We start from the raw sequence: 24,830 nt of genomic DNA on the forward strand, positions 1-24,830 counted from the left end.
TAAATATTAAAATAAATTAAATAATCATGAGAAATTCAGCTTTATTACCAAAAAATCTCAATATTTTTACAAAATATACCCAAAAATTACATTTGTGTTGTATAATAAAAGGTGAAAATCCGCTGGTAATACCATATTATCAGTAGGGATATATTTGGTGTTGGCACCTTGCCGCACCGTCAAACGCAAGCCAAGCAGTTTTGCAATCCAAGCTAGCAAGGAATTTCAAATTTAAACCTAAAATTTGTCCATATTCCACAGAAAAATTAAGGATTTTTTCGTTTTTGCTGGCTGATTTGATGATATTTGCCTAACTTTGCGTTACAATAGACACACAAGATCAAAGCAAGAGTAGTTTTTTCACTCGATTTGATAAAACTGCGACGCTAAATAAATCGGGCTGCACAGGAAAATATCCAATGAGTCTATATAAATCAGCAGTAGCCCCCTTATCCGTTGATCATGAATATGAAATCACGATCGTACGATTTTTTACAATCATGGCGGTATTTTGGGGTATCGTTGGCATGGCTGTCGGTGTATTCATTGCATCACAGTTGGCATGGCCAGTATTGAATTTTGACACATCATGGCTGTCTTTTGGACGACTAAGACCGCTGCATACTAATGCGGTAATTTTTGCGTTTGGGGGTTCAGCACTTTTTGCAACATCTTACTATATCGTTCAACGCACTTGTAAGACCAGATTATTTGCACCTTATTTGGCATGGTTTACTTTTTGGGGCTGGCAGGCTGTTATCGTCTCTGCGGTCATCACACTGCCATTAGGTATTACCTCTTCCAAAGAGTATGCAGAATTAGAATGGCCAATTGATATTGCCATTGCATTGGTATGGGTTGCTTATGCCATTGTTTTTTTTGGAACGCTCATCAAACGCCAAACCTCTCACATTTATGTCGCAAACTGGTTTTTTGCAGCATTTATCATCACGATTGCGTTGTTACATATTGTCAATAGCTTGGTCGTACCAGTTGGCTTATTTAAGTCATACTCACTTTTTGGTGGTGCAACCGATGCCATGGTTCAATGGTGGTATGGACATAATGCTGTTGGTTTTTATTTAACAGCGGCGTTTCTTGGCATGATGTATTACTTTATTCCTGTACAAATTGGTCGCCCCGTTTATTCATATCGCTTATCAATTGTGCATTTTTGGGCATTAATTGCATCATATATGTGGGCAGGTGGTCACCATCTACATTACTCAGCCTTGCCTGACTGGACACAATCTTTGGGTATGGTGTTCTCATTGATTTTATTTGCACCATCTTGGGGCGGTATGATTAATGGCGTACTAACACTTTCAGGCAGCTGGGATAAATTGCGTACAGACCCAATTATCCGTTTCTTGATTGTGGCACTATCATTTTATGCCATGAGTACTTTTGAAGGTCCAATGCTTTCAATTAAAGCAGTTAATGCCATTAGCCATAATACTGACTGGACTGTCGGTCATGTGCATTCGGGTGCATTAGGCTGGGTGGGTATGATTACTATCGGTTCAATTTATGTGCTATTGCCTCGTATCTTTAATAAGGCAAAAATGTATTCAACCAGCTTAATCACGCTGCATTTTTGGCTTGCAACAACAGGTACGGTATTGTATATCGTTGCACTTTGGATTTCAGGCATTACCCAAGGGATGATGTGGCGTGCCACTAACCCAGATGGTACTTTGGCGTATGACTTTATTCAAACTGTTGTAGTCTCACATTGGCCGTATGTTGTGCGTGCATTGGGTGGTGCTTTATATGTTGGTGGTATGTTTGTTATGGCTTATAATTGCTATCGCACCATCAAAATGCCAAGCGTGCCTGAACATATCGCAGAGCCAGAAGAGGTAAATACTGGCAGTGAACAAGCAACGGCACAAGCTTAAGGGGTAAACAATGTCTAATATCACTCATGAATTAGTAGAGAAAAATACAGGTTTACTCGTCATCTTTATCGTCATTGCTGTCAGCTTTGCAACCTTGGTTGAAATTGTACCTTTGATTTATGATGAAACCGTTGCCGAAGAAGGCGGTGTAAACAAACCCATGCCAAATATGCGTCCTTGGACAGCACTTGAGCTTGAAGGTCGTGATATTTATATCCGTGAAGGTTGTCATGTTTGCCATACACAGATGATTCGCCCATTGCGTGCAGAAGTTGAGCGTTATGGTCCGTATAGTCGTGCTGCAGAATCAACATGGGATCACCCATTTTTATGGGGTTCTAAGCGTACTGGTCCAGACCTTGCCCGTGTGGGCGGTCGTTATTCAGACCAGTGGCATGTTGACCATCTGACCGACCCTCGTTCTGTTGTTCCAGAATCTGTGATGCCGTCTTATCCTTGGCTTGCAACCAATGAAGTTAATGGGACAAAAGTACAAGAAAAAATGCGTCTGTTTAAAGATCGTTTTGGGTTACCTTATACAGAAGCAGATATTGAAGCTGCACCTGACCAAGTTCAAGGTGCAACCGAGCTGGATGCCCTAGTTGCTTATTTGCAGCAGTTGGGTATTGCGATGCAAGGTCAACGCTAATGAATTGGGGCGTTTTGCATAGTATTGCGACCGTTGCGGCTTTTATCGCCTTTATCGGTATCGTATGGTGGGCTTATTCCCCAAAAAATAAAAAACGCTTTGAAGAAGATGCACAACTTGCGCTGGATGATCAGGACATACAACGCCTATCATCAGATAAGCGCACTAAGGATATACAATGAGCTTTTTTTGGAGTTCTTGGATTACCATCTTATCATTGGGATGCTGGCTATTCATCTTTGGTGTTCTGGTATGGACCTTACGATCTAGACCAGTTCTTGAAGAAGATGAGACCACAGGTCACTCATATGATGGCATTCAAGAATATGATAAACCACTGCCAAAATGGTGGTTGGTGATTTTCTTTGGTACGATGATTTGGGGCTTGGGTTATTTTATCCTTTTTCCATCAATTCAGCCAAATACATGGAAAGGTGTGACAACCGTTGAGGTGGACGGTGAGTCTGTACCTTGGACTTCTGCTAATGAACTAAACAGCCAGCTTCAAGCTAACAACCGTGTATTTACTGAAAATTTTGAGCAAAATATTTTGGCAAATGCAGGTGCAAGTGAGGCAACTGTTGTCCTTGCTAAACTAAATGATCTTCAATCACAGCGTAAAGCTGGCGAAGAAAATGCCGAACTACAAACACAGATTGATGAACAAGTCAAACTGCTGGCACCTTATGTTGATAAACTGGCATCAGATCCAGAAGCACAAAAAATCGGTAACCGTTTATTTTTACAAAACTGTGCTTTATGCCATGGATCTAATGCAAGAGGTGCGCTTGGTTATCCTGATTTGACAGATAATGATTGGTTGTATGGTGGCAACGCTGACCAAATCCTACTGACAATTCATAATGGTCGTGTTGGTTCAATGGCAGCATGGCAACAACAACTGGGCGAGTCTGGTGTCCGTGCCGCAGCCGAATATGTGCTTCAGCTTTCTGGTAATCAAAATGACTATGAGCTTGATGCTGCTAAAGTTGCACAAGGTAAAGTACTGTTTGAGGCAAATTGTGTGGTCTGCCATGGTCCAGATGCCAAAGGTAGTACTGCCATTGGTGCACCAAATCTAACTGATGATATTTGGCTATTTGGCGGTGATCGTGATGCCGTCCAAACTTCCATTCGTCATGGTCGTGCTGGTGTGATGCCAGAATGGCAAACCAAATTGGGTAATGAACGCATTATGCTGCTGGCAGCTTATGTACGCTCACTATCACAAACTGCTGCTGAATAAGTTTAGCTAATGTTTTAAGAGTCGCTTTTGCGGCTCTTTTTATTGACGGTGAAATGATTAATGATTTTAATGCTATGATTTATTTGCAGAGAAAAATATTCCCCAAACCCCTATATTTTTTTGATGATTTTTAGTAAAATTCTATTTTACCAGCAACAGATATATTACTATGAGTACGAAATTTATCTTTGTAACCGGCGGTGTCGTGTCATCACTTGGCAAGGGCATTGCTGCAGCTTCCATTGCGGCTGTTCTAGAAGCTCGTGGCCTTAAAGTTACCATGACCAAGATGGATCCTTATATTAATGTGGATCCTGGCACGATGAGTCCATTTCAACATGGTGAAGTCTTCGTTACCGAAGATGGTGCGGAGACAGATTTGGATTTGGGTTATTATGAACGCTTTTTACGCCGTTCAAAAATGAGCAAAGCCAACAATTTTACCAGTGGTCGCATTTATCAAACTGTACTTGCTAAAGAACGCCGTGGCGATTATTTGGGTGGTACTGTTCAGGTGATCCCTCATATTACTGATGAAATCAAGCATAAAATCCGCACCAGTGGTGAGGGCTATGACATCGCCATTATTGAGATTGGCGGTACAGTGGGCGATATTGAAAGCTTGCCTTTTATGGAAGCGGTTCGCCAAATGCAAGTTGAGCTTGGTCGTACACATTCTTTACTAATGCATTTGACTTTGGTACCTTATATTGCTTCGGCGGGCGAGTCTAAAACCAAGCCAACTCAGCATTCGGTCAAAGAACTTCGATCCATTGGTCTGCAGCCAGATGTATTAATTTGTCGATCAGAACAACCCATTTCTGAAGATAACCGTCAAAAAATTGCATTATTTACGAATGTCGAGCCACGCGGCGTCATCTTGTGTGAAGATGCCCGGTCTATTTATCAAATTCCACGCCGCTTATATGAGCAAGATTTGGATGATTTGATTTGTGAGCGTTTTGGTATCACAGCACCAGAGGCGGATTTGTCAGATTGGGATAAAGTTGTCGATGATTTGTTCAACTCCCAAGGCGAGATCGTAGTTGCCATGGTGGGCAAATATGTCGAACTCCCAGATGCTTATAAATCCGTTAACGAAGCCCTACTTCATGCAGGCATTTATAATAAAACAAAAGTTAGTATTCGATATGTCAGTGCCGAGGCCCTAGAAACAGATCCAGAGGCAATGAATCAGATTACCGATGTGGATGCGATTTTGGTTCCAGGCGGCTTTGGTGAACGCGGTACTTTGGGTAAGATAAAAGCCATTCAATTTGCGCGTGAAAATAACAAGCCATTTTTAGGCATTTGCTTGGGCATGCAGCTTGCAGTGATTGAGTATGCGCGTAATGTATTGGGCATAGAAGCAAATTCTACTGAATTTGATCGAAAAACAGCCAATCCGATTATCGGCTTGATTACCGAATGGTTTGATGAAAAAGGTGAACTTCAGATTCGCTCTGATGACAGTGATTTGGGCGGCACCATGCGTTTGGGTGCTCAAGAAGCAGAATTGGTTTCAAACTCTAAGCTTGCTAAGATTTATGGCTCACATAATATCACCGAACGCCATCGCCATCGTTATGAGATGAATAATCGCTATATTGAGCCTTTGGAAAATGCTGGTATGAAAATTTCAGGCTATTCTGCCAAACAGCATTTGGTTGAGTCGGTTGAAATTGACAATCATCCTTGGTTTGTGGCGGTGCAATATCACCCAGAGTTTACCAGCTCTCCTCGAGGTGGTCATCCACTATTTAATAGCTTCATCAAAGCTGCCATAGATGTGAAACAAGTCTAATCATTAAGCACATCAAACGCTTTGGCTTTGATGTGCTTTTTACTATTTGTCGTGTTTTTAAATATACTTGGTAGTATAATGACAAAACCAAACTTGTAACTTATGCAGGATAAATAAAACTGTAAGGATTTGAGATGACACAGCCAATGATAGCCGCTCAATCAACCATTACCGTATCAGGGATTGAGATTGGTAATGATAAGCCTTTTGTTCTATTTGGCGGTATGAATGTGCTTGAAAGCCGTGAATTGGCTTTTGAGATTGCTGAGCAATATATCGATATTTGCCAAAGGCTTAATATCGGTTATGTGTTCAAGGCAAGTTTTGATAAAGCAAATCGCTCAAGTTTGCACTCTTTTCGTGGTCCAAGTCTTGAGAATGGCTTGACTTGGCTAAATGACATTAAAGAAACTTACAATGTCCCCATTATTACCGATGTGCATGAACCCTATCAAGCTGCACCTGTTGCCAAAGTTGCCGATATCCTACAATTACCTGCTTTTTTGTCCCGCCAGACGGATTTGGTGAGTGCCATTGCACGCACTGGTAAGGTAATTAATGTCAAAAAAGCACAGTTTTTGGCACCACATGAAATGCGTCATATCATTAATAAATGTTTGGAAGCTGGTAATGATCAAGTGATTCTTTGTGAGCGTGGTTCGGCATTTGGTTATAATAATTTGGTTGTCGATATGCTTGGCTTTGATACCATGAAGTCAATGAATGTACCAGTATTTTTTGATGTTACGCACGCACTTCAAGAGCCTGGCGCTCGTGGTGACAGTGCAGGTGGCAGACGCCATCAGATTACTACACTTGCTCGTGCGGGTATGGCGACAGGCTTGGCGGGTTTATTTTTAGAAGCTCATCCTGATCCTGATAAGGCGAAATGTGATGGCCCAAGTGCATTACGCCTAAATCAACTTGAGCCATTTTTGATACAAATTAAGCAGCTTGATGATTTGGTCAAAGGCTTTGAAACTTTAGATACACAATAATAGATACACAAAATTAAAGAATTTTATCATTAATAAGCGATTGCGATAGGAGCTACTATGTACGCTGAAGATACAAAAAATGTTGTAGAAATTAAAGACATTATTGCCCGAGAGATTTTGGATTCTCGTGGCAACCCAACCATTGAAGCAGATGTTATCCTTGCAAATGGTATTCGTGGTCGTGCAGCTGCACCCAGTGGGGCATCAACAGGCTCTCGTGAAGCATTGGAATTGCGTGATGGCGATGCTTCTCGTTATTTGGGCAAAGGCGTCAAAAAAGCAGTGGCGAACGCCAATAGCCAAATCCGCACTGCACTGCTTGATAAAGATGTCACGCAACAAACCAAGATTGATAATATCTTAATTGAGCTTGACGGTACGGAAAATAAAGGCAATATGGGTGCAAATGCTATGTTGGCGGTATCGTTGGCGGTAGCCAAAGCAGCAGCCATTGCTCAATCATTGCCCCTGCATCAATACATTGCCAATCTGCGTGGACAAACCAGCTTAACCATGCCTGTGCCGATGATGAATATTTTAAATGGCGGCGCACATGCTGATAATACCGTTGATATCCAAGAATTCATGATTGAGCCTGTGGGATTTGCTTCATTTTCAGAGGCACTGCGTGCAGGTACCGAAATTTTCCATGCGTTAAAATCAGTTCTAAAAGCACAAGGTTTAAATACGGCTGTTGGTGATGAAGGGGGATTTGCACCCAACTTACGCTCAAACGAAGAGGCAATTACTGTCATCATGCAAGCGATTGATAAAGCTGGCTACAAGGCAGGTGAGAATATCTTTTTAGCCTTAGATTGTGCAGCATCTGAATTTTATAAAAATGGTCAATACATCTTGGCAGGTGAGGGCAATAAAGCCTTTGATAGCCAAGGTTTTAGCGATTATTTAACCAGCTTATGCAACCAATATCCGATCATCTCTATCGAAGATGGCTTAGATGAAAGCGATTGGGAAGGCTGGGCATATCTGACCAAACAGTTGGGCAAAAAGGTTCAATTGGTGGGAGATGATTTGTTTGTCACCAATCCAAAGATCTTGCAAGAAGGTATTGATAAAGACATTGCTAATGCCATTTTGATCAAATTTAACCAAATTGGCACTTTAAGCGAAACTTTAGATGCGATCTATTTGGCCAAACAAAATGGCTATGCCACTGTCATCAGCCATCGCTCGGGTGAAACTGAAGATTCAACCATTGCTGATTTAGCGGTTGGTACGGCGGCAGGTCAGATTAAGACAGGTTCACTGTGTCGTTCAGACCGTGTTGCCAAGTACAATCAGCTTTTACGCATCGAGCAGCAAGTGCGTGCCGCTTACCGTGGTCGTGAAGAATTTATCGGTCTGCGTGGCTGATCTGCGATTTTATCAATGATTTGGGAAAAACACTGTGGCAAATGTGAATAAGATACTTAGACACATGGTGAGTAATCAGCTTAAACTGATTATCAGCATTATTATTGCGGCAGTGGTTTTGGTGCTGATGCAAATACAGTATTGGTACGGCGATTATGGTCATGCCAATCTAATTGCTGTAAAAAATCAGCTGCATGAACAAAATCGCTTGAATCAAGAGCAGATCAATAAAAACAACCTCTTATTGGCTGATGTCAAAGATCTAAAATTGGGTCTTTCGGCAATTGAGGAGCATGCACGGTTGGACCTTGGTCTAATTAAGCCTGGCGAAACATTTATTCAGCTGTCAAATGCACCAATCACTTATTCACGCCAGCCCTTGCTTGAAATTGATGAGAGTATCGAGGCTGTTGATTCTGTACCAGAACCCATACCCAATCACTGATATACAAAAGTTTTTGATCGCCAAACTGTTTGATCTGATTTGGCGATTTTTATTATTTGATGGCTTATGAAAACAACGATTTATCCGCTCATTGTCGCTGCTGGCACAGGATCAAGATTTGGTGCTAATAGACCCAAGCAATATCTTAAAATTGGTACTAAAAGTATTTTGGCACACAGTATTTCTCGATTAAATCACCCCGATCTTGATGCTTTGACCGTGGTGATTGCTCATGATGATGCCTATATCCAAAACGAAATGTTGGACATTCAATCCTCTTTTGATCAGACGGTTTACTACACAACTGGCGGTGATGAGCGATGGCAGTCGGTGATGAATGGACTTAACAAAATCTGTGCCGAGGGGGGTCAAGATAATGATTGGGTGCTTATTCATGATGCAGCAAGACCATGTTTGCCTTATGCTGATTTAGATCGATTGATTCATAAAATCAAAAGCAATCAATGCAATGCAGCAATATTGGCGACAGCTGTCGTGGATACATTGAAGTTTGCCAAAGATAACCATATTAGCCATACGGTCAGCCGAGATTATTTATGGCAAGCGTTGACGCCTCAGGCATTTAAGATAGGGGTTTTAAAGTCGGCTTTTGAATTTGTCATCACCAACCGCCTACAGATTACTGATGAGGCATCAGCGTGTGAAGCGATGGGAGAGTCTGTCACCATTGTGCCAGCATCTCGGATGAATATTAAGCTGACTTATCCTGATGATTTGCCGCTTATGGAGAAGATTTTAAGCGGTTTATTTGATGAATTGGTCTAATTAAGTTAAGCTTATGGCGGTTTGGTTATTTGTTTTTGTTGTCTTGGCTGTGCTTGCCATCTTGGGCAGTATTGAGCAATTTTGGTTTGATGAGACATGGCTTGGTGTTTTAGCTTCAGATCAATTCATCTTATTAATAACTGCAGGTTTATTGTTGTGTTTACTTGGATGGTCGCTGATACCTACATCTAAATTAGCCAAAATCAATCGCTTGCTCAAAGCGTGTCTACTTGCAAGTATTGTTTTGTTATTTGTGGTGCGTACATTGGTCGCATATGTTACTTATGAGATGCATACGCCAAACGCTCGCTACATGGTCAGTGCTGACGCTCATATTCATACTCTGAGTGATGGGGTTTATGATGACATCTTAGGTACTTCATTTCGCCAAGTAGCGACTTTACATAATATTAAACCCATTATTCCTTCTGCTCATCACTCCTCAACTTTAAAGATTTATAATCCCTTTGGGGAATTTAATCCCAACCCTTCAATAATGTCAACTCAAGAGGATTTAGACAAATTAAAATCAATGGAGGGTATGACGGTACTTTTGTCAGCCAATCCAAATATTACTCAAGCCGATTTGAGCAAACTTGCTAAGGTTCAGCCTGCTATGCGTTTGACTGCCGAGATTTTGATTACGCCGATTGATAAAACGCCATCGGCAAGTGGTTTTGATACCAATCAATGGCTACGCACTCGCCATATTCATGCTCAAGCAAAAATTTTGTCTGTTGGTGAGATTGCACCGCTTGAGGCAGAATCTTTGGCTCAGCGGTTTTATTTTCGTCTTGAGCAATTTCGTCATCGGCTCAGAACGCATTTTTATCAAGATTGGCATAAGCTTAGTGCATCGCAATCACAGGCAAGAGCGGTTTCTTTGAGCTTGATGACAGGTGATCGTGCTTTGATTGATAAGCACACCAAAGAACTGGATCAATTGGCAGGTATTTCTCATCTGCTTGCCATCTCAGGGACACATGTGCTATTTTTAGCGGTGATTTTATCAGCACTTGTCACTTTTATGACGGATAAATTTGCACAACGCATTTATGCACATTTACCAAGATGGCAAATTCGTATGATGGTCATGGTGTTGGCAAGTTTGGTTTATGCATTGTTTACAGGGTTTGATGTGCCTGCGGTGCGAACTGTTTATTTATTAATTGCAGCTTGGCTGGTTCGCTACTTAATACTGCCCACTGGCATGATTTCTGTGCTGGCGTGGGTAGCCTTGTTGATGATTTGGCTTGACCCTTATGTGTTATGGCAAGCAGGATTTTGGTTGTCATTTATTGCCGTGTTGTTATTGATGCGTTATGAGTCCAAAATCGATATGATAAATGAGACCAATCAAAATCAGGGACAGCTTGTACGGCGATGGCTTCAATTCAAACAGGCAGTGCGTTTGCAATTTTGGCTATTTTTTAGCATGCTGCCTGTGTCTATCTTATTATTTGGCAAGGTATCAATCTGGGGTTTGGTGGTGAATTTATTTGCCATCGGATTGTTTGGTTTTGTTGTTGTACCCATTAACTTAATCGCTGGTGCAGTTTTTGGGATTTTGCCAGAGCTGTCGCAGCTACTTTGGGGCGTATCTTCTGCTGTACTTTATTGGCTGCATGATTTTTTGTATTTTGGACTAAGCAGCCAAATTGGTAGTTTGGGTGCTTGGCTGTATGCGCCTTTTGGGATGGCAGGATTTTTACTCAGTTTTATGGTGGTGGGCTTATGGATATTGCCAAATGTCTTACCTAGGGTACTGATTATACTACCTTTGGTGGCGATGATATTTTTGGGATTGCCCAAGCAGATACCGCATTTTAAGCTGATTATTTTGCCAAGTGATACGCCTAATATCAGTCAGATGCTGCTTAGTTATCACAATGCCAATCAGCAAAAACACTGGCTTATCTTAAATGATTTGGGTGCCAAGAGCTTAAGAGCAAATCATACCCAAACATTGACCGATCAGCTGTATCGACTGGGAGCGGCACAACATGGCATAGATGGTATCATTGTCCAAAGCCCAAGTGCCATATTTTTGCCTGTGGTGGGTCAGCTTGCTAAAGCATTACCTGTGTATCGCTTTTGGCAGGCGGGTAATCATGAGCCTTTGGCAAATATTCACCACACACCATGTCGTGCAGGTTTACATTGGCAATCTGAAGGCATTGGTATAAAAGCTTTGACGGGTTGGCATGAGATTGGTGATGAGCGTGTACAGCACTGTGAAATTGAAGTTTTGGCAGATTTGCCACTAAATACCCAAAATCTGATAGAAGATCAGCTTGAGCCTAATTTTGGGGAGACTGATACCGACACTTCAAATCAAACACAGCTGATCATCAGCACAAATCGTGAGCCAATACTTTGGCAGCTATGGGACATGCTGTGTCTTTTTAATGAAGAACTAAAGTTGGTGACGCCTGCAGGCTATCATTCGGTTTGGCTTAGCACCACACACGCCTCTGATGCCAGCCATGTTAAAGCCAATTTAGATACCCCGCAATCACTTTACTTAGATAAATAGTGAATAATCAGGTAGGCACACTATCGTTTATATGGTTTTTGGGTTACAATAAGTGCATTTTCACATTTTAAGTATTTTTGTATAAGGTATCAATTATGGCATGGCCACCAAATCCTGACAAATCGCCCCAAAAAATATCAGCTGACACACCCATGAGTGCACCCAGACAAGGTGAAGAATGGCGTCTGCTCGAAAAAACACTGCTTGCCAGCATTGAAGAGCAAAGGGCTAACCGTCTTTGGTCGGTATTTTTGAAATTATTGACCTTTGCTTTTTTGGTATTTTTTATCATTGTGCTTGGTTTTGGGTGCAGCGGTTCTGGATCATCATTTGAGCGCGTTGGGATAGGCGAGCCGCACATTGCTGTGGTGGATGTGACTGGCGCGATTACCGCGAATGGTGATACCAATGCTTTAAATATCAATGACTCTTTGATGGAAGCTTTTGATAACCAAAACGCCAAAGCAGTGGTTTTAAATATCAACTCACCAGGCGGTTCGCCAGTGCAGTCAGATGAGATTTGGCAAATGGCGATGATGCTACGCCAAGAAAATCCTGACAAAAAGCTTTATGCCATCATCGGTGATGTCGGTGCATCAGGTGCATATTATATTGCATCGGCTGCTGATGAGATTTGGGTCAATCCATCAAGTTTGGTCGGTTCTATCGGTGTGATCATGTCTGGCTTTAATGCAGAAGAGCTGATGAGAAAAGTGGGTATCAAAGATCGTACACTGACCGCAGGTGAGTATAAAGACATCCTAAGCGTCAGCCGTGAGATGACCGCCAGTGAGCAGCAGCATATCCAAAATATGCTAGACAACACACACCAAAATTTCATCAATGCTGTCAAACAAGGTCGCGGCAATAAATTGATCAATCCTGAACAAAATCAGCTATTTAGTGGTCTGATTTGGACGGGTACAGATGCTGTTGAGCTAGGGCTAGCGGATAAAACAGGCAGTATCAGTGAGCTTAAAAGACAGCTCGAGCTGGATACGGTAGATTACACCTATGTTAATCCGATGAATAAACTGTTTGATCGTTTTGGCGTGCAGGTCGGTAAGGGCTTGGGCGAGGGTTTGAAATTTAGCCTAAATCAAGAACAAACGGATATAAAATAACTAAAAATAAAAACGCTCACTGAGAAAGTGGGCGTTTTTATTTTGTATTGATTTTAAGGAAGTTGTTTAGATTTATCCCAAATCGCATGTTTGATTGACATCGGTCAATGCTTCATCAATGATGGATTGACTGACGCCTTTTTTGCGCAGCTTTTCGATGAATAGTGTGTCATGGGCAAGCGTGTAATTGGAATTATCTCGGTCAAGACCTTGACGAATGTACAAGCGAATCAGACCTTGGATGCGGCTAAATCCATGCATCTGAGCGGTCTCTTCAAGATGCTGAATGATTTCTTCGGACAAACGCAAATGCACAGGACGCATGATGGTCTGTGGATGATCTGAATAGCGATTTTTAATGTGTGGGGGTAACATAAATATCCTGATGGTTTATTTTCAAAAAGATTATAGCATGATGGTAGGGGATGTCAATTTTTGGGCTCTTAATCGAATTGGTGGTCTTTTAAGGCAACTACTATGATTGAGGGTTTTTTGTTTAAAATTAACAGAGCAAACTCATACTAAAAAGTCATATTTATATGACAATTTTCATATTTTTTTAAGTAAAATTTTGTAATGATAATTATCAATGTTTTGAAAATACCCACAAATAACTCTATAGTAGAATTTGCAATAATTGCAGCTTTGCATCCCAAAGTTTCATCTTATAAAAACTCCTAACCTGTAAGATGGCTTATTAAGTGCCCTATTAATTTGATATTACTTACCTGATTAAGCTTTGGTTGATAAAAATGTTTCTAACGTCGCTAAAGATTGTTGGTGGTCGATAGTAATATTAATAAATCATAGGTATATTAGCAAATAATCTTTTGAGATAAATCCTAATGAACAAAATTTTCAAAACAAAGCGTAACTCACAGGGTTAATCTATAGTGTGTTCAGAAATCGCTAAAAGCCGTGGTAAAGGCTTTAAACTAGTATCAGGTGCGCTAGCTGTAGCAACGATGTTGGGTGCAATTGCTGCTTCTGCTGTGGTACGTGAGCATACTGGACAAAATTCGATTGGGAAAAATGCTGAATCTGCTGAGATTGATATTTGGGGTGCTGGTAATGTTGTAAATGGCAATACAGCAATCTCTAAACTTGTTATCTTTGGTAATGTGAATACTGGTATATCGCATAATGCAGGTGAGATTGGTATCATTGGCAATCAGAATGATGGGGTGGCTCCTATAATGGTGGCTCTATTGTTAAGGTCATAGGTGACCAAAATAGAGCCATCCTTGGAAATGGAGAGAATACACAAATTACTGTTTTGGGCAATAAAAATGACTCAATCAAAGATAACGAAGAAGGTTCTGTCATCTTTGTAACAGGTGATTTAAATAAGGAAGTCGTAGGAAACAAAGAAGGCTCAAGCATTAATATTTGGGGTAATTCCAATGAAGCTGTGAACCATAATTCAGGTTCAGTCAGTATTGTTGGTAGCTCTAACAGTAGTGTTGCGGGTAACCTGGATTCTTCAATCGTGAGTGTCGTAGGCGATGAAAACTCTGCCATTATAGAGAATACCATTGTTACTGTTGTTGGTAGTAGAAAGTGACATTGGCAATAGTGATAATGTAACCGCCATCATTTTTGGTAATAATAAATCTATTTCTAATAACAAAAAAGAACCGTTTTTTATGTTATCAGCCACGAAAACGACTGGGATGAAAACCCTGACTCTGTCATTATCTTGGGTAGTAACAATACTGACGTTAAAAACAATGAGAGCAAAATAATTTTTGTTGGTGATGGTAATAACCAAATCGGCGAGAACTCAGGCCCAGTCAATGTTTTTGGTAGTGATAAGAGCAGAATTACTAAGAACGAAGGTGTTGTAAGTATTATCGGTAGCACAAACGAAATTATCTACAACAATGGCAAGAACTCTCCAGTTGCTATCGTTGGTAATAATAACTCTGATGTCACTGGCAATAAAAATAAAGCCAAAGTAAACGTCTATGGCAATGGCAATAGCACGATTGCTCGAAACGAGGAAGATTCTGTTATTACTGTCTTAGGTGATAACAACAAAGACATCAATGAAAATTCTGGCTCTGTCAGTATCGTTGGTAATAACAATACTGGTGTACAATCTAATAAAAACTTGGTAATCGTTGGTCATAACAACGAAGACATCAGAAATGTGTCTGATACCTTTATCCTGGCTAGCAATGTCATTAATGTACAAAGCAACTCCGTTGTATTGGGAAATGCTTCTGCTGGTAAAGCAGTGACTGAAGTTTCAAACCAAGAAATGGCAGGTACCACATATAATTTCGCTGGTGTTGCTTCTCAAGATAATGGTTCAGTGTCGGTCGGTGCAGAGGGCAAAGAACGTCAAATCCACTATGTGGCTGCAGGCGAAGTCTCTGCTACTTCAACTGATGCTGTCAATGGCAGCCAGTTGCATGCGGCTTATCAGGATATCAAACTAAACGATGCCCGCATCTCAAATATGGAGACCAAAGTTGATCGTATTAATGGTCGAATTGATGTTCTGAATAAGCAAATTCATGCAGCGGGTGCGACTTCTATGGCAATGGGTAACCTTGTCCAAGCCTATCGTCCGGGTCAAAATTCAACAACTGTTGCTTTGGGTCATTATGGGGATGCGTCAGCGATCGCCTTTGGTTTGAGCACTGTTGCTGATGACAGCAAGTGGGGTGCGAAGATCAGTTTTGCTGCCAATACCGAAAGTGAGTTCGGTGCTGGTGCTGGTCTAGGTTACTTTTGGTAATCGTCTGTTGTTTTAAATTGTTAAATCAAAAATCCAGTCTCATTAGGCTGGATTTTTTTTGCTGAATTATAAAAGACTTATCAAGAATTGTTGTAATTTTTCATATATGTTATATAATAACGACTTTAATGTTATGTTATATCATATTATGAGGGCATCATGATAAAAAAACCGCTTGCCTGTGCCATATTGGCAACTTTTTCAATGCCAGTGCTGGCAGAGGCGAATTTAAAGGATAAGCCAACCGTCATTTTAGATGGTGTTTTGATCACCTCTTTAACTGACCAAAATACAGCGTTTGGCGTTAATCATTCAAAAACAGTCAGCAGCATCACAGTTTCAAAAGAGCAACTACAACAACGAGCAACCACCCTAGGCGATGCTTTGGCAGGCGAGCTTGGTGTTCATTCTAACCATTTTGGTGGCGGTGCATCAGCCCCCATCATTCGTGGACAAGAAGGAAAACGCCTGAAAATACTACAAAACGGTTCAGAGGTTGTGGACATGTCTGGGTTATCGCCAGACCATGCCATAGCGGTGGATACCACACTGGCAAAACAGGTGGAGATTGTGCGAGGCTCTGGTGCATTGTTGTACGCCTCTGGCAACTCAGCAGGCGTGGTCAATGTCGTTGATGACAAAATACCCAGCAAATTGCCCAGCAAATTACAAGGTGATTTGGCGGTGCGTCTTAGCAGTGCCAACCGTGAAAAATTAATCACCGCCAGTGCCGAAGCTCCACTGGGAGAACATGTGGCGGTGCGTGTTGCAGGGCTGTCCAAACAAGCAGCAGACTATAAAACGCCACGCTTTGACCGCCATGTCTTTAACGAAGAATCTGAATACGATGACACTCAGCCAGAATTCATCTATAAAGACACCTTAAAGCATCTGCCAGACAGCCATGCCAAATCACAAGCAGGAACGCTTGGCGTATCATGGATTGGCAATCAAGGCTTTTTGGGGGCATCGGTGAGCTTACGCCGAGACAAATATGGCCTGCCCAACCATTCACATGAATATGAAGAATGTAGCGTACATGGCATTTCTCAGTCTGCCTTACAATACAAGCCATATTTGCGTTTGTATCCTTTTTTGATGGAAAATGATGACTTAGAGTTTGACAATGCAGGGCTTGAATGCCATACACATGATGACCATGCTCATGACCACGACCACGAGCATGGCAAACCGTGGATTGATTTGAAAATGAAGCGTTATGATGTGCAAGGGCAAATCAATGCACCGTTTGCTGGCATTGATAAAATCCGAGCCAGCATGGGCAAAGCGGATTATCATCATGATGAGATAGATGGGGGTGAGAAGACCAGCTTTTTTGACAATCAAGCCAATGTGTGGCGTCTGGAAGCCTCACATACCCCCATTCATACGCCGATGGGCAAGTTTAGCGGGGTGTTTGGGATAGGTTATCTCACCTCAAAAAACAGCGGACTTGTGCCACCTCGCTATGAAGATGGCAATAAACAAGACACCCAAAACATCTTACATAATAATAAAACCAAGACAGGCAGTGTGTTTTGGTTTGAAGAATACAAGCCCAATGACAAGCTGACAGTTGATGCCGCCGCTCGCATTGAGAAACAAACCATCACCATGGATTATGACAAAGACGCCATTTATCAGAGCTTAAACTTAGGTTTGGCAACCGCTCATGAACCAGACATACGCTTTAAACGATTGCTTGACAGCGGTACTCTAAACCCCCAAAAACAAACCGCACGCTCGTATGCTGTTGGGACGCATTTACAATTAACGCCCAAACATAAATTATCGCTGAATCTGTCGCATCAAGAACGCCTGCCAAATGCTCAGGAATTGTATGCTCACGGCATGCACCTTGCCACCAACTCGTTTGAAATTGGTAACCGCTTTTTAAACAAAGAAAAATCCAACAACATTGATTTGGGGCTGACATTTCAAGGTGATAAATGGGATTACCGTCTTGGTGGCTATCATTATGATTTTGATAACTATGTGTTTTTACAAACATTGTCGCAGTATAAGCAAGGTTTGCGTGGCATGCGTCATGATAAAGACTTAAAAACCGCACGCTATGAACAAGCGGCGGCAAAATTCTATGGATTTGATGCCAACATCGGTTATCAGATTAATGATGTGTATCATGTGGCGTTATTTGGTGATTATATTCGTGGCAAACTCACCAATTTGCCTGACAAACAAGGCAGAACCGATGCGAATGGCAACCGTCCTCTCATCAAACAGCCAGACAGTCATACGCCAAGACTGCCACCAAAACGCCTTGGCATGAAATTAACCGCCAATGTTAATGCAAATTGGTCAGGGTCTTTGGAATATCGCCATACCTTCAAACAAGATAAATTGGCGAATTTTGAACGCCCAACCCCAGCTCATAACTTGGTGAATTTGGGGCTTAACTATCAGCACAAGCCAAGTGATAAGCCAGGCTCGGTTCAGGTATTTTTTAATGCCAATAATCTATTAAACGATAAAGTCTTTGCTCACGAGACATTTTTCCCAGACATGCCACAAATGGGGCGAAACTTTATGCTCGGGGCAAATTTCAAATTTTGACAAATCATTTAACTAAAAGCAATCAATATATGCTTGTACTAAACTATTATATTGATTAAATGTGATATTCATTAAAAATCTGCATTCACAATTAAGGAATTTGGGTGCAGATTTTTATATGGATGGTTACAGGCGGATAAATACTAAAATCATAAGACCAATTCGTATTATGTTTAAAAAATATACCCAATAAAGCAGTAATTTTTGTTAAGATGATACAAACGACCCTAATAGATAGTGTCTTGATAGATGGTGTATCATAGCGGTCGTGTCAACTTTATACATTTAGACTATAGGTACTATCATGTCCGACTTTCACACTTCCCATCAGCATCTTGACATACTTGGCAGACTCATTGAAATGCAAAAGCTGAATGATGATATTCAAGCGTTGACACAACAACTTAAAAATACACTCAAGCAAATACAAAAATTGCAAGATAAACATGCCAAACTTGATGAATTTTATCAAAAAGAATGCCAAAGTCTTTGTACCGCTTACCAAAATGGTAGTATCAGTGAGCAAGATTTGGATTATGTGAACAAAAAAGCACAGACCAAAGGTTATTCTATTTTAAGTGAAGATGGTATTTGGAATGTATTGATTGATGCTGAACAAACTCAAGTGGCATTAATTAAGCAATTGGTTCGGTCGTTATAAAGATAGTTGTCTTGTTAAAAAAGCGGATAAATCTCCGCTTTTGTCATTCTTCATCATCACCATAATACTTAACCCCAATCTTAATGGGTTCTCGTCCTTGGCTACGGCGAAAATTATTGGTATCACGCAGTGAGTAAGCACAGCCACAGTATTCTTGTTGATAAAAATGCTCTCGTTTGCTAATCTCAATCATGCGATTACTGCCACCGCCTTTACGCCAGTTAAAATCCCAATATTCAAGGTCATCATAAGGGGCAGCGGCACGATGACCACAGTCATTGATTTGTGCCATGTTCTTCCAGCGTGAGATGCCCAAAGAACTGGTTATCACAGGAAAACCATTTTCATGGGCGTATAGGGCAGTGCGTTCAAACCGCATGTCAAAGCACATGGTACAGCGTCTGCCACGCTTGGTAATGCTTTGGCAAATGAGATGGGTGTGCACAGCAATCCTTTTGATGGCGGTTCATCAGCGCCTGTGGTACGTGGACAAGAGAGAGTTCGCCTGAAGATTTTACAAAATGGCACAGATGTCATCGATGTGTCTTCTATGTCGCCTGATCATGTGGTGGCAGCCGATACGCTTTTGGCTGAGCGAGTGGAGCTGGTGCGTGGCGCGAATACGCTACTCTATAGCACTGCATCGCCTGCTGGAGTGATCAATATGGTTGATGGTCGTATTCCTGAGCGTATGCCTGAAGGGACTATCCATGAAAATATGGAAGGCGAGGCGATTTTACGATACAACACAAACAGTAACGAAAAAGTCGCTACCGCTGGCGTTACCTTTGGTGTGGGTGAGAATATCGCGGTGAGGGTCGAGGGCTTGAGCCGTAATGCTGATGAGTATAAAGTGCCACATTTTCAAGCCGATAAAGTGCTAGATTATTTACCAGGCAGTGAAAATAAATCTACCGTTGGTATGGTGGGCGTGTCTTATATTGGCGACAAAGGTTTTATTGGCGCATCTTATAGCCGCCGTAAAGATCGCTACGGCATTCCAGGTCATATCCACTGTGACAGTAAGCGTGAGCACTTTATTAAATGGCATGATCTTTCAAAATCCAATTATTATCTGCCCATCTATCCACATTTGATGGAAGATGAGGATATTTATGACAATCCACATACGCATTGCAGCCATGATCATGAAGATCATGTGGGTGAGCACAATCCAACAGGCGTCCCTGTGAACCATGAGCACCATTCGCCTTGGATCGCTACGATATTCGCGGCGAGCTGCGCCAGCCGATCGCAGGCTTGGATAAGGTCAAATTAAGCCTGACTTATGCTGACTATTATCATGATGAAAAAGACGCAGGCAACGAGCAAACCTTAGATAATTTTAAGCCATCTGAACGACAGACGACGGTGGAACGAGGCTATGCTAGCTCCATTTTTACCAAAAAAGGATTTAATAGCCGCTTGGAGTTTTATCACACATCGACCGAGCGCTTATCGGGTATGATTGGTGTGCAGTACCAAGATCAAAAATCTAGCGCAGGTGAAGCATATCTACCAAGCTATTTTGAGTCAGAAGAAGAGTGGCAAAAAGCCCAAAGCCAAAATATCAACCAATATCGCCCATATTTATTGGTGCCTAATACCAATAAAAGTTTCAGCGTATTTGGGCTTGAGCAGTTTAAATTGGATAATTTAACCTTTGAGGTGGTGGCGCGCTACGAAAAACAAAAAACACCGATTGATTATGAGCAGCATTTGCTTGATCATGCTTTGGAGTATTTTTTGAGTAAAGCGCATGTCAAAGCGCCTGATCATCCTGATTTGAGCACTTATAAGCAAAGTGCTGCATCTTATGTAGGGCCGGCGCTGTGGGACATTACGCCTGAGTATCGTTTGTCGTTTACTTATTCGCATAATGAGCGCATCCCATCACCGATGGAGCTGTATTATCAAGGTGGTCACTTGGTGACCAGCTCATTTGAGCACGGTAATAAAAATCTCACCAAAGAAAAATCAGACAACTATGAGATTGGGCTGACTCATACAGGGGATAAACTGAGCTACAAAGGCAGTGCTTATTATAGCGATTTTGATAATTATATTTTTAATGAAAATATCGCCAAAGAAGGCAATCTTTATATGCGCCGCTATAATCAAACCACTGCTAAGTTTTATGGCTTAGAAGGTGAGGTGACTTATCAGCCGAATATGAATCACAGTATCACGCTCTTTGGCGATATGGTGCGTGGCAAAATCGGCGCTTTACCAGATGTTAAAGGCAGACTCATGCACGCTGGCAGAAAATGGGGGTATTTTGACGATGACATCAAAGAGCTGACAGTGAATGAATATGGTAACTATGACGATACCAGTGATTTGACCTGCAGCTCAAAAACGCCTGAAGAATGGGGGCAGATTAATGAATCCAATGATTGTAGTACAACCATCAATGTCTATAAAAATGGCAAAACCATCGCTGGAGAGAAAGATTACGACCGCTTGGCTCGCCATGCGACCAATGCACCGCGCGTACCACCGAGCCGCCTAGGATTGCGCTGGCAAGGCTATTTTGGTGATAATTGGTCAGCCAATGCTGAGTTTAGCCATGTGTTTTCACAAAATAAAGTAACCACCTCAACCATCGCTATCAAGCCTAAATTCAGACGCCCAGAAGGCTGTGAGCGCATCGACAGCGACTGTGTGGTGAGCAAAAATAAGCCTTTGACCATCAGCCGCGTTATGTGGTAGAAAATAAAACCACAGGCTATAATTTGCTCAATCTTGGCGTGGATTATAATAATGTGTATAAAAATATGGATTATATGCTGTCTTTGCGCGCCAATAACTTGCTTGATGAGCAAATCTATGTCCATAACTCATTCTTACCATTTGTGCTGCAAATGGGGCGTAATGTGACCTTGGGACTGACGACGAAGTTCTGATTTGATTGAGTTTGATAAATAAAAATCACCCTAAGATTACCTTAGGGTGATTTTATTCAAATGCATGAATCATTCAGACAAACAAGAAAAAGCCCTTACTGATTTGATATCAAACCAATAAGGGCTTTTAAAATATGGCTCCCCAACCTGGGCTCGAACCAGGGACACACGGATTAACAGTCCGATGCTCTACCGACTGAGCTATTGGGGAATGATGGTGGGTCGTGCAGGATTCGAACCTGCGACCAATTGATTAAAAGTCAACTGCTCTACCAACTGAGCTAACGACCCTTAGCGAGTACTAGAATCAATGGTGGGTCGTGCAGGATTCGAACCTGCGACCAATTGATTAAAAGTCAACTGCTCTACCAACTGAGCTAACGACCCATTTATCTAGTCGGATACGGTATTCCATATCGCTAACGTGGTGCATATTATACGCAAAAATTTTTTGATTGCAAGTGTTTATTTTCAAAAAATGTCAAAAAAATGAAAATTTGGCTAAAATCTCAATTTTTGCCTTGAGTGCTAAAAAAATCCCAAGCAAAAGCTTGGGAGGGTGGTCAGCTAATTAAAGTGCTTCACACGAGACACCGATGGATGCGCCCGCAGCGTCGATGAATGTAAAGTAAGCAGTGCTTGCTTTTTAGTGCCATTCGCCGCCGTGACCAAAGAAACCTTCGGTGTTCACATAGCGTTCGCCTGAAGCGGAAGGTGTGTGATTGAGAATGGCGGTCGCATTTTGGTGACTGATGATGGTCAGATGTCTTCTGCTTGTGCCTGCTGGGCTGACTGCGACACTGATGCCATTTTCGCACTCAAATCGCTGAGTTTTAGTAGGTTTGTCGTTGGGTGTGGTGGGTGCGGATGTTTTGTTGTCGGTAGCTTGTCAGCCAGCAAGTACAGCCACTGCGCAAATACAGGCAATTAGTGAGTTTTTCATAATAATCTCCTTGGAAAAACGATAATATAAGCATTCATCACAATGCCTGATTTGAGTATTTTAGTATAGCATAGCATTTTTAGTATCGCTATGGCGTCTTAGGTGATGGATCTGGGGTGAGCCAAAACGACTATTTTTAGATATTAAGTATGGCGATTTAGAGCATCGACAGGATTTAGGCGTGCTGCATTTTGCGCGGGTAAAAACCCAAAAATCACCCCAATCATCATTGAGCAGACTAAGGCGGCAGCGATTGATAAAGGCGAATAGATGACCTGAAAATTCTCGCCGCCAAAGCGATTGATCGCGCTGCCGATAGCATAGGCTAAGCCCACGCCAAGTAAGCCGCCGAGAATACACACCAAGACAGCCTCGATCAAAAACTGCTGTAAAATATCACTTTGGCGTGCGCCGACTGCCATTCTTACGCCAATTTCGCTCGTGCGCTCTGTGACTGATACGAGCATGATATTCATCACACCGATGCCGCCGACCACCAAGGAGATGATGGCAATTGATGAGATGAGTAAGGTCATCGTGCTGGTCGTGGACTCGACCGTTTGGCGGATTGAGTCGGTATTCATGATGCTAAAATCATCTGTCCCATGCCGTGCTTCGACGAGGTCGCTGATGGCAGTTTCTGCGACAGCCGATGGCGTGTCTTCATCGATGAGTACCACAAACCGATCAATGTAGCTTGTGCCCAATATCCGATGCATGACGGTGGTATGGGGCATGTACAGCTGAGGGGTATTGGTTTGGCGACCAAAGCTTGTGCTCTTTTTGGATAAGACGCCAATGACTTGACCGGGCACATTACCCACCAAGATGACTTCACCGATGGGATTGCCTTCGCCATTAAAAAACGCTTGATAGGCGTTGTGATCCAAAATAATGTCTTGGGTAAGATTTTGGACATGATGATCACCAAAACCTTGCCCAAGCATCAGTTTTTCACCTGTGACTTCAAGATAATTTTGACCGACGCCATTGATGCTTGCATTGGTCTCGATGTCTTTATATCGAGCGATGACCGAGCTGTCAACCTGAGGGCTGACACTTTTGGTGTAGGGCTGTGCGGCGACAGCATCTGCATCGGCGGTGGTGAGATTATCATACCCAAAACGCCGCCTTGGATCCCCAAACGGGTAGCCGTCATTGACCGTGATGGTATTTGTACCCAGTTGATTGATATCAGCTAGGATTTTTTGCTGTGATCCTTGACCCAATCCAACGATCGAGACGACAGAGGCGATGCCAATGATGATCCCAAGCATGGTCAATAAGGTGCGCATTTTATGGGCTTTTAATGCGTTTATGGACATTTTGAACGCTTCTTTTAGGCGATCAAAAACGCCTAGTAATGCGCCAGAAGTTTGGGGATGCTCAGAGGCGCTGCTATGTAAGGCTCGTTGGCGATCGGCATTGGATGTGTAGTGATCATTGATCACTTGACCATCTTTAAGCTCGATGACGCGGTCGGCTTGCTGGGCTAAGCTTGGGTCGTGCGTTACCATGATGATGGTATGACCTGCTTCTTTGAGCCTGTGCAAGATAGTCATCACATCAATGCCTGAGGCGCTGTCTAGCGCGCCTGTCGGCTCATCAGCTAAGATGATATCACCGCCATTCATGAGCGCTCGAGCGATTGACACGCGCTGCTGCTGACCGCCTGACAGCTGGCTGGGTCGATGATGTGCTTTATCGCCCAAGCCTAAAGCGGTCAGTAGCTCTAAGGCTCGCTGCCGACGCTTGGCGGTCTCCATGCCAGCATAGACGGCAGGCACGGTGACATTATCTTGAGCGCTGATATCGCCAAGCAGATGATAGCGCTGAAAAATAAAGCCAAAGTGTTCGCGGCGTAATTTGGCAAGCGCTTCAGAGTCTAAATCGTTTACCGAGCGACCATAAATAAAATATTCGCCCCCACTTGCTTGATCTAGGCAGCCCAAAATATTCATCAAAGTGGATTTGCCTGAGCCAGATTGTCCAATGATAGCGACCATCTCACCTTTATAAAGTGTCAAGGTGATGCCATGCAAAATGCGTATCGAGGTCTCCCCTGCCGGAAAATCACGAACCAGATCCTTGATCTCAATCAGCGGTGTCTTGGGCGGTGATGCTGGTATTGTCATCG

The 24,830-nt window shown here is 42.3% G+C and carries 23 protein-coding genes, 3 tRNA genes and 1 pseudogene; 19 read left to right on the forward strand and 8 right to left on the reverse strand.

What is annotated here, in order from left to right:
* Positions 1 to 419 precede the first annotated feature (419 nt).
* From ccoN to sppA, 11 genes are all read left to right on the forward strand, one after another.
* The gene (ccoN, locus tag AO382_RS00790) at positions 420 to 1,901 is read left to right on the forward strand and encodes a cytochrome-c oxidase, cbb3-type subunit I (protein ID WP_064603872.1); all 1,482 of its coding nucleotides are present in this window, start codon (positions 420 to 422) and stop codon (positions 1,899 to 1,901) included.
* 10 nt (positions 1,902 to 1,911) lie between these two features.
* Positions 1,912 to 2,550, forward strand: a complete 639-nt coding sequence (ccoO, locus tag AO382_RS00795; protein WP_003657543.1) for a cytochrome-c oxidase, cbb3-type subunit II — start codon at positions 1,912 to 1,914, stop codon at positions 2,548 to 2,550.
* Complete coding sequence (locus AO382_RS00800; protein ID WP_064617324.1) at positions 2,550 to 2,732, forward strand: cbb3-type cytochrome oxidase subunit 3; 183 nt, start codon at positions 2,550 to 2,552, stop codon at positions 2,730 to 2,732. Before ccoO ends, AO382_RS00800 begins: the two co-directional genes overlap by 1 nt.
* Entirely contained in the window at positions 2,729 to 3,796 is a 1,068-nt protein-coding gene (gene ccoP / locus AO382_RS00805; protein WP_064617326.1) for a cytochrome-c oxidase, cbb3-type subunit III, read from the forward strand. Before AO382_RS00800 ends, ccoP begins: the two co-directional genes overlap by 4 nt.
* A 169-nt stretch (positions 3,797 to 3,965) precedes the next feature.
* Positions 3,966 to 5,600, forward strand: coding sequence for a CTP synthase (locus tag AO382_RS00810; RefSeq protein WP_064617328.1), 1,635 nt, complete (start codon positions 3,966 to 3,968; stop codon positions 5,598 to 5,600).
* A 146-nt stretch (positions 5,601 to 5,746) separates the two neighbouring features.
* Complete coding sequence (gene kdsA, locus AO382_RS00815; RefSeq protein WP_181878887.1) at positions 5,747 to 6,598, forward strand: 3-deoxy-8-phosphooctulonate synthase; 852 nt, start codon at positions 5,747 to 5,749, stop codon at positions 6,596 to 6,598.
* Between the two features lie 57 nt (positions 6,599 to 6,655).
* Positions 6,656 to 7,972 carry a phosphopyruvate hydratase gene (gene eno, locus AO382_RS00820; RefSeq protein WP_064617332.1) on the forward strand — a complete coding sequence of 439 codons (1,317 nt, stop codon included), beginning with the start codon at positions 6,656 to 6,658 and terminating at the stop codon, positions 7,970 to 7,972.
* A gap of 34 nt (positions 7,973 to 8,006) precedes the next feature.
* On the forward strand, positions 8,007 to 8,417 hold the full coding sequence (locus AO382_RS00825; protein WP_081261319.1) for an FtsB family cell division protein: 411 nt from the start codon (positions 8,007 to 8,009) through the stop codon (positions 8,415 to 8,417).
* 66 nt (positions 8,418 to 8,483) lie between these two features.
* Positions 8,484 to 9,203, forward strand: coding sequence for a 2-C-methyl-D-erythritol 4-phosphate cytidylyltransferase (gene ispD / locus AO382_RS00830; RefSeq protein ID WP_064617336.1), 720 nt, complete (start codon positions 8,484 to 8,486; stop codon positions 9,201 to 9,203).
* A gap of 13 nt (positions 9,204 to 9,216) precedes the next feature.
* On the forward strand, positions 9,217 to 11,739 hold the full coding sequence (locus AO382_RS00835) for a ComEC/Rec2 family competence protein (protein WP_064617337.1): 2,523 nt from the start codon (positions 9,217 to 9,219) through the stop codon (positions 11,737 to 11,739).
* A 95-nt stretch (positions 11,740 to 11,834) separates the two neighbouring features.
* Positions 11,835 to 12,863, forward strand: coding sequence for a signal peptide peptidase SppA (gene sppA / locus AO382_RS00840; protein WP_064617339.1), 1,029 nt, complete (start codon positions 11,835 to 11,837; stop codon positions 12,861 to 12,863).
* A 72-nt stretch (positions 12,864 to 12,935) separates the two neighbouring features.
* Here the strand turns inward: sppA and AO382_RS00845 are convergent, their stop codons facing one another.
* A complete protein-coding gene (locus tag AO382_RS00845; protein ID WP_064617341.1) occupies positions 12,936 to 13,238 on the reverse strand; it encodes a hypothetical protein in 303 nt (100 codons plus the stop codon).
* A gap of 518 nt (positions 13,239 to 13,756) precedes the next feature.
* On the opposite strand from AO382_RS00845, the gene AO382_RS00850 reads away from it, so the two are divergent.
* From AO382_RS00850 to AO382_RS00870, 5 genes are all read left to right on the forward strand, one after another.
* Positions 13,757 to 14,086, forward strand: coding sequence for a hypothetical protein (locus AO382_RS00850; protein WP_064617343.1), 330 nt, complete (start codon positions 13,757 to 13,759; stop codon positions 14,084 to 14,086).
* Between the two features lie 53 nt (positions 14,087 to 14,139).
* A complete protein-coding gene (locus AO382_RS00855; RefSeq protein ID WP_064617345.1) occupies positions 14,140 to 14,427 on the forward strand; it encodes a hypothetical protein in 288 nt (95 codons plus the stop codon).
* Between the two features lie 135 nt (positions 14,428 to 14,562).
* A complete protein-coding gene (locus AO382_RS00860; RefSeq protein WP_064617347.1) occupies positions 14,563 to 15,609 on the forward strand; it encodes a YadA family autotransporter adhesin in 1,047 nt (348 codons plus the stop codon).
* A gap of 159 nt (positions 15,610 to 15,768) precedes the next feature.
* Complete coding sequence (locus AO382_RS00865) at positions 15,769 to 18,183, forward strand: TonB-dependent receptor domain-containing protein (RefSeq protein WP_064617349.1); 2,415 nt, start codon at positions 15,769 to 15,771, stop codon at positions 18,181 to 18,183.
* Between the two features lie 304 nt (positions 18,184 to 18,487).
* Positions 18,488 to 18,844 (forward strand): DUF4298 domain-containing protein, encoded by a 357-nt coding sequence (locus AO382_RS00870; RefSeq protein ID WP_064617351.1) that lies wholly within the window; start codon positions 18,488 to 18,490, stop codon positions 18,842 to 18,844.
* Positions 18,845 to 18,887: 43 nt separating this feature from the next.
* Here AO382_RS00870 and AO382_RS00875 read toward each other — a convergent pair.
* A pseudogene (locus tag AO382_RS00875) lies at positions 18,888 to 19,256 on the reverse strand (epoxyqueuosine reductase QueH); the annotation flags it as partial.
* Positions 19,257 to 19,277: 21 nt separating this feature from the next.
* On the opposite strand from AO382_RS00875, the gene AO382_RS10935 reads away from it, so the two are divergent.
* From AO382_RS10935 to AO382_RS11185, 3 genes are read left to right on the forward strand one after another with little or no spacing between them, the layout of a single operon-like run.
* Positions 19,278 to 20,123 (forward strand): TonB-dependent receptor plug domain-containing protein, encoded by an 846-nt coding sequence (locus AO382_RS10935; protein WP_258865234.1) that lies wholly within the window; start codon positions 19,278 to 19,280, stop codon positions 20,121 to 20,123.
* A complete protein-coding gene (locus tag AO382_RS00880; RefSeq protein ID WP_258865233.1) occupies positions 20,057 to 21,556 on the forward strand; it encodes a TonB-dependent receptor in 1,500 nt (499 codons plus the stop codon). Before AO382_RS10935 ends, AO382_RS00880 begins: the two co-directional genes overlap by 67 nt.
* A complete protein-coding gene (locus AO382_RS11185) occupies positions 21,550 to 21,750 on the forward strand; it encodes a TonB-dependent receptor (protein WP_258865232.1) in 201 nt (66 codons plus the stop codon). The genes AO382_RS00880 and AO382_RS11185 overlap by 7 nt, the downstream gene beginning before the upstream one ends.
* Positions 21,751 to 21,885: 135 nt before the next feature.
* On the opposite strand, the gene AO382_RS00885 is transcribed toward AO382_RS11185, so the two are convergent.
* The 6 genes from AO382_RS00885 to AO382_RS00900 all read right to left on the reverse strand — a co-directional run bounded on the left by AO382_RS00885 (position 21,886) and on the right by AO382_RS00900 (position 24,828).
* Positions 21,886 to 21,961, reverse strand: a tRNA-Asn gene (locus tag AO382_RS00885).
* 4 nt (positions 21,962 to 21,965) lie between these two features.
* A tRNA-Lys gene (locus AO382_RS00890) sits at positions 21,966 to 22,041 on the reverse strand.
* A 20-nt stretch (positions 22,042 to 22,061) separates the two neighbouring features.
* A tRNA-Lys gene (locus tag AO382_RS00895) sits at positions 22,062 to 22,137 on the reverse strand.
* 259 nt (positions 22,138 to 22,396) lie between these two features.
* Entirely contained in the window at positions 22,397 to 22,555 is a 159-nt protein-coding gene (locus AO382_RS11395; RefSeq protein ID WP_081261341.1) for an MliC family protein, read from the reverse strand.
* Entirely contained in the window at positions 22,510 to 22,677 is a 168-nt protein-coding gene (locus AO382_RS10585; protein ID WP_154806245.1) for a hypothetical protein, read from the reverse strand. Before AO382_RS10585 ends, AO382_RS11395 begins: the two co-directional genes overlap by 46 nt.
* 159 nt (positions 22,678 to 22,836) lie before the next feature.
* Entirely contained in the window at positions 22,837 to 24,828 is a 1,992-nt protein-coding gene (locus tag AO382_RS00900) for a MacB family efflux pump subunit (protein WP_064617353.1), read from the reverse strand.
* Positions 24,829 to 24,830: the final 2 nt, after the last annotated feature.

Source organism: Moraxella catarrhalis (genome assembly GCF_001656295.1).
GTDB classification, from domain to species: domain Bacteria; phylum Pseudomonadota; class Gammaproteobacteria; order Pseudomonadales; family Moraxellaceae; genus Moraxella; species Moraxella veridica.

Bases quoted from the DNA above. Each gene is read 5' to 3' on its own strand.
- AO382_RS10935 (WP_258865234.1), top strand. From the start codon at position 19,278: ATGGGTGTGCACAGCAATCCTTTTGATGGCGGTTCATCAGCGCCTGTG.
- AO382_RS00845 (WP_064617341.1), bottom strand. From the start codon at position 13,238: ATGTTACCCCCACACATTAAAAATCGCTATTCAGATCATCCACAGACC.
- eno (WP_064617332.1), top strand. From the start codon at position 6,656: ATGTACGCTGAAGATACAAAAAATGTTGTAGAAATTAAAGACATTATT.
- ispD (WP_064617336.1), top strand. From the start codon at position 8,484: ATGAAAACAACGATTTATCCGCTCATTGTCGCTGCTGGCACAGGATCA.
- ccoP (WP_064617326.1), top strand. From the start codon at position 2,729: ATGAGCTTTTTTTGGAGTTCTTGGATTACCATCTTATCATTGGGATGC.
- kdsA (WP_181878887.1), top strand. From the start codon at position 5,747: ATGATAGCCGCTCAATCAACCATTACCGTATCAGGGATTGAGATTGGT.
- ccoN (WP_064603872.1), top strand. From the start codon at position 420: ATGAGTCTATATAAATCAGCAGTAGCCCCCTTATCCGTTGATCATGAA.
- ccoO (WP_003657543.1), top strand. From the start codon at position 1,912: ATGTCTAATATCACTCATGAATTAGTAGAGAAAAATACAGGTTTACTC.
- AO382_RS00800 (WP_064617324.1), top strand. From the start codon at position 2,550: ATGAATTGGGGCGTTTTGCATAGTATTGCGACCGTTGCGGCTTTTATC.
- AO382_RS00835 (WP_064617337.1), top strand. From the start codon at position 9,217: ATGGCGGTTTGGTTATTTGTTTTTGTTGTCTTGGCTGTGCTTGCCATC.
- sppA (WP_064617339.1), top strand. From the start codon at position 11,835: ATGGCATGGCCACCAAATCCTGACAAATCGCCCCAAAAAATATCAGCT.
- AO382_RS00900 (WP_064617353.1), bottom strand. From the start codon at position 24,828: ATGACAATACCAGCATCACCGCCCAAGACACCGCTGATTGAGATCAAG.
- AO382_RS00870 (WP_064617351.1), top strand. From the start codon at position 18,488: ATGTCCGACTTTCACACTTCCCATCAGCATCTTGACATACTTGGCAGA.
- AO382_RS00865 (WP_064617349.1), top strand. From the start codon at position 15,769: ATGATAAAAAAACCGCTTGCCTGTGCCATATTGGCAACTTTTTCAATG.
- AO382_RS00810 (WP_064617328.1), top strand. From the start codon at position 3,966: ATGAGTACGAAATTTATCTTTGTAACCGGCGGTGTCGTGTCATCACTT.